Origin of the sequence: Phenylobacterium sp., assembly GCF_028290885.1 — a bacterium.
Taxonomy (GTDB): Bacteria; Pseudomonadota; Alphaproteobacteria; order Caulobacterales; family Caulobacteraceae; genus Phenylobacterium.
The window spans coordinates 1-8,086 of the sequence record NZ_JAQGIZ010000069.1; the positions used below are offsets into that span (position 1 = coordinate 1).

Below are 8,086 nucleotides of genomic sequence, written 5' to 3' on the forward strand. Positions count from 1 at the left end.
GGCCGATAGGCGGGATTGGCCGTCACCAGTGTCAGGCCGGCCAAGCCGGCCGCGTACTCCAGGATGACCCATTCCGGCGTGTTTGGCGCCCAGACAGCTACCCGCTCGCCGGGCCGGTATCGGGACAGCAGCGCCCGAGCCAGGCGCTCGGCGTCGGCCAGCAGTTCGCCGTAGGTCCAGCGCCGTCTCAACTCACCCGCTATGTCCGCCTCGACCAACGCTTCCACGTCCGGCGTGGCCTGGGCCTGAGCCCGCAGGACGCCGCCCACGGTGCTGTCGAGGACCTGATCGTCGGCCTGCGCCGGAAAATACGACTGTTCGAGATTGACCGAATACAAGCTGCCCCCCCGGCGGCGCCTCTGCCTCCGCTGAAGCTAGCAGAGAGGCCGCGCCTTGAGGAACGCTGTTCTTTCCGCGCTCCAGTCGTGCTGTTGCGCGGGTGAAATGCCTGGACCGCGCCGCGCCTGCGCGCGATCCTCTAGGCAAGGCTGACCAACAATAGGATGGGGGAATCCATGTCCAGGACCATGCTGGCCGCGCTCGCATTGAGCGCCGCCGTAGCGACGACCGGCGCGGGCGCGCATGCCCAAACCGCCTATCCGAAGAACGACTACGCCAAGCCCGACGCCTGGCTGTGCCGGCCGGACAAGACCGCCGGCAACGCCTGCAACATCGACCTGACGACGACGGTGGTGAGGGCCGACGGGTCGGAGAGCGTCGAGGCGTTCAAGGCCGATCCGAAGGCGCCGGTCGACTGCTTCTACGTCTATCCGACGGTGTCCAACGATCCGGGCGCGGTCTCCGACATGAACGCTGGGCCGGAGGAGTTGAACGTGGTCGCGGCGCAGCTCGCGCGGTTCGGCGCGAAGTGCCGGATCTATGCGCCGCTCTACCGCCAGTTCACGCTCACGGCGCTCAGGGCCGGGATCGTCGGCAAGCCGGTTCCGGGCTCGACCGATCCAGCGGCGCGGCAGGTGGGCTACAACGACGTGGTCGACGCCTGGAACTGGTACCTGGCCAACGCCAACAAAGGCCGCGGCGTGGTGCTGATCGGCCACTCCCAGGGCTCGGGCGTGCTGACCCGGCTGATCCAGAACGAGATCGACGGCAAGCCCGTGCAGGCCAAGCTGGTCTCGGCGCTGCTGATGGGCACCCGCCTGCCGCTCGACAAGGGCAAGGACACCGGCCTCTTCCAACACATCCCGCTGTGCAAGAGCCCCGGCCAGACCGGCTGCGTGATCGCCTATGCGAGCTTCCGCGACACCATCCCGCCGCCGGCCGACAGCCGGTTCGGCAAGGCGCCCAGCGACAACCAGGTGGCGGCCTGCGCCAACGCGGCGAACTTGGCCGGCGGGTCGGGCGACCTGCACGCCTACCTGTCGAACGGGCCGGCGATCTCGGGCGCGCCGGCGCCCAAGACCGTGTGGGTGAAGGGCAAGGCCAATCCGACCACCCCGTTCATCTCCGTCCCCGGCCTGCTCAGCGCCCGGTGCGTCGACAAGAACGGCTTTTCCTATCTGGAGGTGCACGTGAACGCCGCGCCCGCCGACCCGCGCACCGACACCATCGAGGGCGACGTGGTCGGGGCTGACGGCAAGATCAGCGAGGACTGGGGGCTGCACCTGATCGACGCCCAACTGGAGATGGGCAACCTGGTGGACGTGGTCGGCGCGGAGTCGAAGGCCTGGCTGGCGAAGAAGTAGGGCCGCTCTCGAACGTCGAGGACCGGGGATCGCGCCCCGGCCCTCACGGTTCTCGAAACTTGCGGAACCCGGCTAATTCCCGGTGATCTTTCGCCCGGCCATCAGGCCCAGCACCAGGAAGACCAGGAAGCCGACCACGAACAGGAAGAACAGGATCTTGGCGACGCCCGCCGCGGCGCCGGCGATGCCGCCGAAGCCAAGACCGCCGGCGATCAGGGCGACCACCGCGAAGATCAAAGCCCACTTGAGCATGTCGCTTTCTCCTAGATGCGCCCGCCTCCTGCGGACCTGGCATGGCAAACGCAGCCTTGGCCGTGGCGTTCCGCAGATCACCGGTTCGTCATCGGCAAGGAAACCGCGGAAAACACGGAAGACACGGAAGACACGGAAAGCCGGATTGGCCAGTGGACCGCCAAGCAGGAGGCGCGCTTCGCGCCTTCCATGTTTTCCGTGGTTCAATTCCTTGTTTCGCGCTGAGGGCGCGCTGATCTAAGAGGACGCCGATGGCGAAGAACCCGGAAAGTCCGCTGGAGCCCTTCAAGCGCGCGCTGGTCAACGCGACGCGGTCGCTTGCCGAGTCGCCGGACCTGGAGATCGTCTATTCCGGCGAGGGGCCGCAGCTGAGCGGCAACCGCGCGGTGCTGCCGCATCCGCCGAGGGATCTGACCTCGGTCGACGCCGCGCGCATCCGCGGCTTCGCCGACCAGATGGCGCTACGCATCGCCCACCATGACGCCGCGGCGCACGCCAAGGCGCGGCCGGCGTCCGTGCAGGGCCAGCCGATCTATGACGGCATCGAGCAGGCGAGGCTCGAGGCGATCGGCGCCAATGCGCTCGGCGGGGTGCGCGAGAACCTCAAGGCCGTGCACGAGCAGGCCTGGGCCAAGCGGGCGTTCAACCAGATCGAGGCCCTGGCCAATCCGCCGCTGGCCGATGTGGTCTCGCTGATCGTCCGCGAGCGGCTGACCGGCGAGAAGCCGCCGGCCATGGCGGAACCATTGGTTAAACTGTTCCGGGACGAGATCGAGGCCAAGGCCGGGCCCGACCTCGACCGGCTTTCCGAGGCGGTGCAGGACCAGAAGACCTTCGCCCGCATCGCGCGCGCCATCATCCGCGACCTCAAGATGGGCGATGACCTCTCCGACGCCCCCGACCCGGCGGACCAGGACGAGGAGTCCGGCGAGGACGGTGAGCCCGAGGCCAGCGACGACAACGACGAGGGCGACGGCGAGGGCAAGTCCCCGCAGCAGGCCGCCATGGACGAGAACGAGGCGATCCACCGCGAGAGCGAGGACGCCGACAGCCAGATGATGCAGGCCGAGGACGATCCGGACGCGCAGGATTCCGACGAGCCCCCCGAGATGGGCGAGGGCGAGCAGCCGGCCCGCCCGGACCTGAAGGGCGAAGGCAAGGTCGTCACCTACAAGGTCTTCACCACCGCCCACGACGAGATCGTGGCCGCCGAGGAGCTGTGCGACGCCGAGGAGCTGACCCGGCTGCGGGCCTACCTCGACCAGCAGCTGGCGAGCCTGTCGAACGTGGTCAGCCGGCTCGCCAACCGGCTGCAACGCAAGCTGCTCGCCCAGCAGAACCGCTCCTGGGCTTTCGACCTGGAGGAAGGCATCCTCGACGTGGCGCGGCTCACCCGGGTGATCGTCGACCCGACCTCGCCGCTCTCCTTCAAGGAAGAGCAGGACACCGAGTTCCGCGACACGGTGGTCTCGATCCTGATCGACAACTCCGGCTCCATGCGCGGCCGCCCGATCATGGTGGCTGCGGTTTGCGCCGACATCCTGGCGCGCACGCTTGAACGCTGCGGGGTCAAGACGGAGATCCTGGGCTTCACCACCCGGGCGTGGAAGGGCGGCTCCTCACGCGAGGACTGGCTGAAGGCCGGCAAGCCGCCGCAGCCCGGCCGGCTCAACGACCTGCGCCACATCATCTATAAGGCCGCCGACGCCCCCTGGCGGCGCGCGCGGCGCAACCTCGGCCTGATGATGCGCGAGGGGCTCTTGAAGGAGAACATCGACGGCGAGGCGCTGATGTGGGCGCACCAGCGGCTGATCGGCCGCCAGGAGGCGCGCCGCATCCTGATGGTGATCTCCGACGGCGCGCCGGTGGACGACTCGACGCTGAGCGTGAACTCCGGCCACTACCTGGAGCGCCACCTGCGCGAGGTGATCGGCGAGATCGAGACCAAGAGCCCGGTGCAGCTGATCGCCATCGGCATCGGCCACGACGTCACCCGCTACTATCGCCGCGCCGTGACCATCGTCGACGTGGAGCAACTGGCCGGCGCCATCACCGACCAGCTGGCCGAGCTCTTCGAGGAAGAGCCCAAGCGGATGACGCGGCGCAACGCCGGCCTGCTGCAGCCGCCGCCCAACACCCAGGGACCCTCAGGCCCGGCCCGCCGCTCGACCTTCAAGGAAGTGCGGAGGGCGGTGGCTTGAGGCCACTCGCCGCAGCGCTGGCCGGACTGATCCTGGCCGCATGCGGCGGACCCATCGCCGAGCTGCCCAAGGCGGCTGTGCCGGCCGGCTCCGGGATCGCGATCAAGGCCGAGGCCGTGCCGCTGAACCCGGCCGATCCGACGCAGGACCGGGTGGGCGACCTCGTCTATGCGGGCGGGCTCCAGCTCACCTCCGACCAGACCTCGCGCCTGCACGGCCTTTCCGACCTCGACGTGCGGCCGGACGGGTCGCTGATCGCGGTGGGCGACGAGGGCGACCTGCTGCGGGCCAGGGTGGTGCTGGACGCGCAGGGCCGGCTGGCGGGCGTGGCCGACGCCCGGCTGAGCGCGCTTACCGGCCTCGACGGCAAGCCGCTACAGGGCAAGGACAACGCCGACTCCGAGGGCCTGGCGCTGCTGCCGAACGGCGACCTGCTGATCAGCTTCGAGCGGCGCGACCGCATCTGGCTCTATCCAGTGGCCGGCGGACCGCCACGCGCCGTCCCCTCGCCCGACGCGAAGTTCCCCTACAACCAGGGGATGGAGGCCCTTGCTCCCGATCCGCTGCTGGGACCGGACGCCTATTTCGCCGGCGGCGAGACCACCGGCCGGACCTGGTCCTGCACGCTGACCACCCCCTGCGCCGAAGGGCCCACGGTCCCCCTGGCCGTGGGCTTCGGCTTGGTCGCTGCGCGGCGGTTGCCGGAGGGGCGCACGGCCTGGCTGCTGCGCGCCTTCAATCCGGTGACCCGCAGCGTCATCGACCTTCGGATCACCGACCAGGCCGGGCGGATCGTTGACCAGCAGGAGCTGCGCGGCCCGCTGACGGTCGACAATTTCGAGGGCCTGGCGGCCGTGCCGGCCAAGGATGGGAGCATTCGCTTCTACCTGATTTCCGACGACAATTTTTCGAGCTCGCAGCGGACCCTGCTTCTGGCGTTCGATTGGAAGCCGCCATCTGGGAGGTGATTTGATGAAGACCGAGGTTTCCATCCCCATGCCGGAGGGCGAGGCGCGGGCCTTCGTCTTCACGCCTGATGCGGGCGACGGGCCGTGGCCGGCGGCGATCCTCTACATGGATGCGCCCGCGATCCGGCCGGCGATGTTCGAGATGGGCGAGCGCCTGGCCCAGGCCGGCTACTATGTGCTCTTGCCCGATATGTTCTGGCGCGCCGGGCCCTATCCGCCGCTGGACATCGTCAAGGCCCGCGCTGGAGACCCGGAGATGGGCGCCCTGTTCGCCAAGCTGCGGGCGTCGACCGACGCCGAGCGCTCGATGAAGGACACGGGCGTCTGGCTGGAGTGGCTGGCCAAGCAGCCCAAGGCGAAGCCGGGCAAGGTGGGCGTCACCGGTTATTGCATGGGCGGCGGCATCGCCCTTCGCGCCGCCGGGACCTTCCCCGATCGGGTCGCCGTGGCGGCCTCCTTCCACGGCGGCAACCAGGCGACCGACGAGCCCGACAGCCCGCATCTCCTGGCGCCCAGGATGCAGGCGAAGATCCTGGTCGCCGGCGCAGACGAGGACCGCAGCTTCGACGAGGCCCAGTGCGAGCGCCTGGACGCCGCCCTGAAGGCCGCCGGCCTCGACGCCGAGGTGTCGATCTGGAAGGGCGCCAAGCACGGCTGGGTCCCTACCGACATGCCGGTCCACAGTCCCGAAGCCGCCGAGCGGCACTGGCGCGAGTTGGTGGCCCTGTTCGACGGGGTGCTGAAGTAAGACTCGCTCCTCCCCCTGTCCCGAAGAGGACGGGGGAGGTGGATCGGCGCGAAGCGGCGAGACGGAGGGGGCGTAAAGCAGCAAGCTCCGAGCCCAGGGCTTTGCGCCCCCTCCACCACTTCGTGGTCCCCCTCCCCCGAAGTGTTCCCTTCTGGGGAGGAGCGAATAAAGAAAAAGGCCCCCTTCGCAGGCGGCCTCTTTCCGAACGACACTCTGTGGCGCGCTTAGGCGGCGGGCTGCTCGGCGAGCTTGGCCTTCAGCTGGCGCTTGATCTTCTGGGCCTTGGGCGACAGTTCCTCGTCGCTGGCCTTCAGCAGGAAGGCGTCGAGGCCGCCGCGGAAATCGAGCGTGCGCAGCGCCGCGTTGGTGATGCGCAGGCGGTAGGACTGGCCGAGCGCGTTCGACTGGAGCGTGGCGGGCGACAGCGCGGGCAGGAAGCGGCGCTTGGTCTTGATGTTCGAGTGGCTCACATTGTGGCCGACCATCGGGCCGACACCGGTGAGTTCGCAGCGACGCGACATGGGATCAGAAACCTTCGCGAGAACAGGACGCCACGGGCCGGGCCCGCGCGAGAGCGGGCGATATAGAGGAATGTGCGCGTCAACGTCAAGGCAAGGTCCTTCAGATACACCGGTTCGGTGACAGTTCCAGAAGGGAGCTTCAGGCGGGTGACGCGGCTGGCGCTGGTGATGATCGCGCGGGATGAGGCGGGCGCCATCGCGCGCGCCCTGGAGAGCGCGCGGCCGCACGTAGATTGCATGATCGTGCTCGACACCGGTTCGGTCGACGACACCCGCGCCGTGGCGGAGGCCTGCGGGGCGCAGGTGCACGAGTTCGCCTGGTGCGACGACTTCGCCGCGGCCCGCAACGCGGCGCTGGCGCATTCCGACGCCCGCTGGAACCTGGTGCTCGACGCCGACGAATGGATCGAGGGCGGCGCCCAGGCGCTGGGGCCCGACACCCTGCCGGCCGAGGGCGGCGGCTTTCTCGGCGAGGTGCAGATCGCCAGCCGCCTGGACGGCGCCGGCGCCGAAGGCCGCGGCGTAGCCTGGATCGCCCGCGTGCTGCCCGCCGGCGTCGGCTATGTGGGCCGCATCCACGAACAGCCGGCCAGCGACCTGCCGACGGTCCGCCTGCCGCTGGTCATCGGCCACGACGGCTATACGGCCGCGAACCTAGCGCGGAAGGGCGCGCGCAACGAGACGTTGCTGATGCGCGAGCTCGCGGGCGCGCCGGAGGATCCCTACCTCTGGTTCCAGCTCGCCAAGGAGCACCAGGCGCGTGGGCGCAGCCCCCAGGCGGCGCTCTGCTTCGTCGAGGCCCTTCGACTGGCGCCGGCCGACGTCCGATACCGCCACGCCCTGGTGGTGCGCGCGATGATCGCCCTGAAGGCGGACCATCGGCTGGCCGACGCGCTGGCCCTGGCCGACGCCGAGGTGGCCCATTGGCTGGACTCCCCGGACTTCTACTTCGTCGTGGGCGACCTTTCCCTGGAGGCGGCGTCGCAGCAGCCCGACCGGGCGATGGACCACTTCCTGCCGGTCGCGGAGTCGGCCTGGAAGCGATGCCTGGAGATCGGCGAGCGGCCGGAACTCGACGGCTCGATCGCCGGCCGGGGGAGCCATCTGGCAGCCCACAACCTGGCGGTCTTCTACGGTACGCTGGGTCTGACGGCCGAAGCCGCGGAGTACGAGGCGCTGGCCGCCAGGCTTGGCTGACCGCTTGTGGTCCAAGTCCGTTGAGATACAATATGTTGCGGTGAACAAATCCCGAATCGGCCGAGGTCGCTGATTCGGTCCTGATTCGTTGCGCCCGTGTTCCGGCTGCCGCCATGCCGTCAGCCGGCCTTCGCGCCGCTGCCCCACCCTCATCCTGCTCGTTGCAACCCAGGCGCCTTGCGGAGCGTTGTTATCAGAGTTACTGACTTTTGGGTCAGTTGTTTTGAAGGGTCCGCCATGCTCGACCCGGGCGAGCCGAAGTTCCGCCGCCGCAAGGCCAATCGGCCGGGCGAGATCGTCGATGCGGCGATGGCGGTCTTCGCCGAGCGGGGGTTCGCCGCGGCCAGACTGGACGAGATCGCGCGGCGGGCGGGCGTCTCCAAGGGCGCGCTCTACCTCTACTTCGAGACCAAGGAGGATATCTTCCGCGCCGTGGTCGCCCAGGCCATCGCGCCCAACATGCAGGCGATCCGCGCCATCATCGCGGCGCACCCGG

Annotated in this window: 9 protein-coding genes and 1 pseudogene; 6 read left to right on the top strand and 4 right to left on the bottom strand. The window is 69.3% G+C overall.

Going from position 1 to position 8,086, the window contains the following annotated elements:
- Nucleotides 1-338, bottom strand: a 338-nt coding sequence (locus JWP28_RS05390) for an AMP-binding protein (RefSeq protein ID WP_299540842.1), incomplete at its 3' end; no start/stop codon positions are given.
- Nucleotides 339-515: 177 nt separating this feature from the next.
- Between JWP28_RS05390 and JWP28_RS05395 the strand changes: the two genes are divergently transcribed.
- On the top strand, nt 516-1,703 hold the full coding sequence (locus JWP28_RS05395; RefSeq protein WP_299540843.1) for a DUF3089 domain-containing protein: 1,188 nt from the start codon (nt 516-518) through the stop codon (nt 1,701-1,703).
- A gap of 72 nt (nt 1,704-1,775) precedes the next feature.
- Here JWP28_RS05395 and JWP28_RS05400 read toward each other — a convergent pair whose 3' ends face one another.
- Entirely contained in the window at nt 1,776-1,955 is a 180-nt protein-coding gene (locus JWP28_RS05400; protein ID WP_299540844.1) for a DUF1328 family protein, read from the bottom strand.
- A 251-nt stretch (nt 1,956-2,206) separates the two neighbouring features.
- Here JWP28_RS05400 and cobT point away from each other — a divergent pair, with 251 nt between their 5' ends.
- Genes cobT through JWP28_RS05415 form a run of 3 tightly spaced genes read left to right on the top strand, consistent with a single transcriptional unit; the run spans nt 2,207 to nt 5,872 of the window.
- The gene (gene cobT / locus JWP28_RS05405) at nt 2,207-4,156 is read left to right on the top strand and encodes a cobaltochelatase subunit CobT (RefSeq protein WP_299540846.1); all 1,950 of its coding nucleotides are present in this window, start codon (nt 2,207-2,209) and stop codon (nt 4,154-4,156) included.
- On the top strand, nt 4,153-5,124 hold the full coding sequence (locus tag JWP28_RS05410) for an esterase-like activity of phytase family protein (protein WP_299540848.1): 972 nt from the start codon (nt 4,153-4,155) through the stop codon (nt 5,122-5,124). The genes cobT and JWP28_RS05410 overlap by 4 nt, the downstream gene beginning before the upstream one ends.
- 4 nt (nt 5,125-5,128) lie before the next feature.
- Nucleotides 5,129-5,872 carry a dienelactone hydrolase family protein gene (locus JWP28_RS05415; RefSeq protein ID WP_299540850.1) on the top strand — a complete coding sequence of 248 codons (744 nt, stop codon included), beginning with the start codon at nt 5,129-5,131 and terminating at the stop codon, nt 5,870-5,872.
- Nucleotides 5,873-5,901: 29 nt separating this feature from the next.
- Here JWP28_RS05415 and JWP28_RS05420 read toward each other — a convergent pair.
- A pseudogene (locus JWP28_RS05420) lies at nt 5,902-6,039 on the bottom strand (hypothetical protein); the annotation flags it as partial.
- Between the two features lie 57 nt (nt 6,040-6,096).
- Nucleotides 6,097-6,393: a 50S ribosomal protein L28 gene (gene rpmB / locus JWP28_RS05425; RefSeq protein WP_299540852.1), complete on the bottom strand. Its 297-nt coding sequence runs from the start codon at nt 6,391-6,393 to the stop codon at nt 6,097-6,099.
- Between the two features lie 147 nt (nt 6,394-6,540).
- On the opposite strand from rpmB, the gene JWP28_RS05430 reads away from it, so the two are divergent.
- Both JWP28_RS05430 and JWP28_RS05435 read left to right on the top strand, forming a co-directional pair.
- Nucleotides 6,541-7,590 (top strand): glycosyltransferase, encoded by a 1,050-nt coding sequence (locus JWP28_RS05430; RefSeq protein ID WP_299540854.1) that lies wholly within the window; start codon nt 6,541-6,543, stop codon nt 7,588-7,590.
- Nucleotides 7,591-7,827: 237 nt separating this feature from the next.
- Nucleotides 7,828-8,086: helix-turn-helix domain-containing protein (locus tag JWP28_RS05435; protein WP_299540856.1), on the top strand; the 259-nt coding region annotated here is incomplete at its 3' end.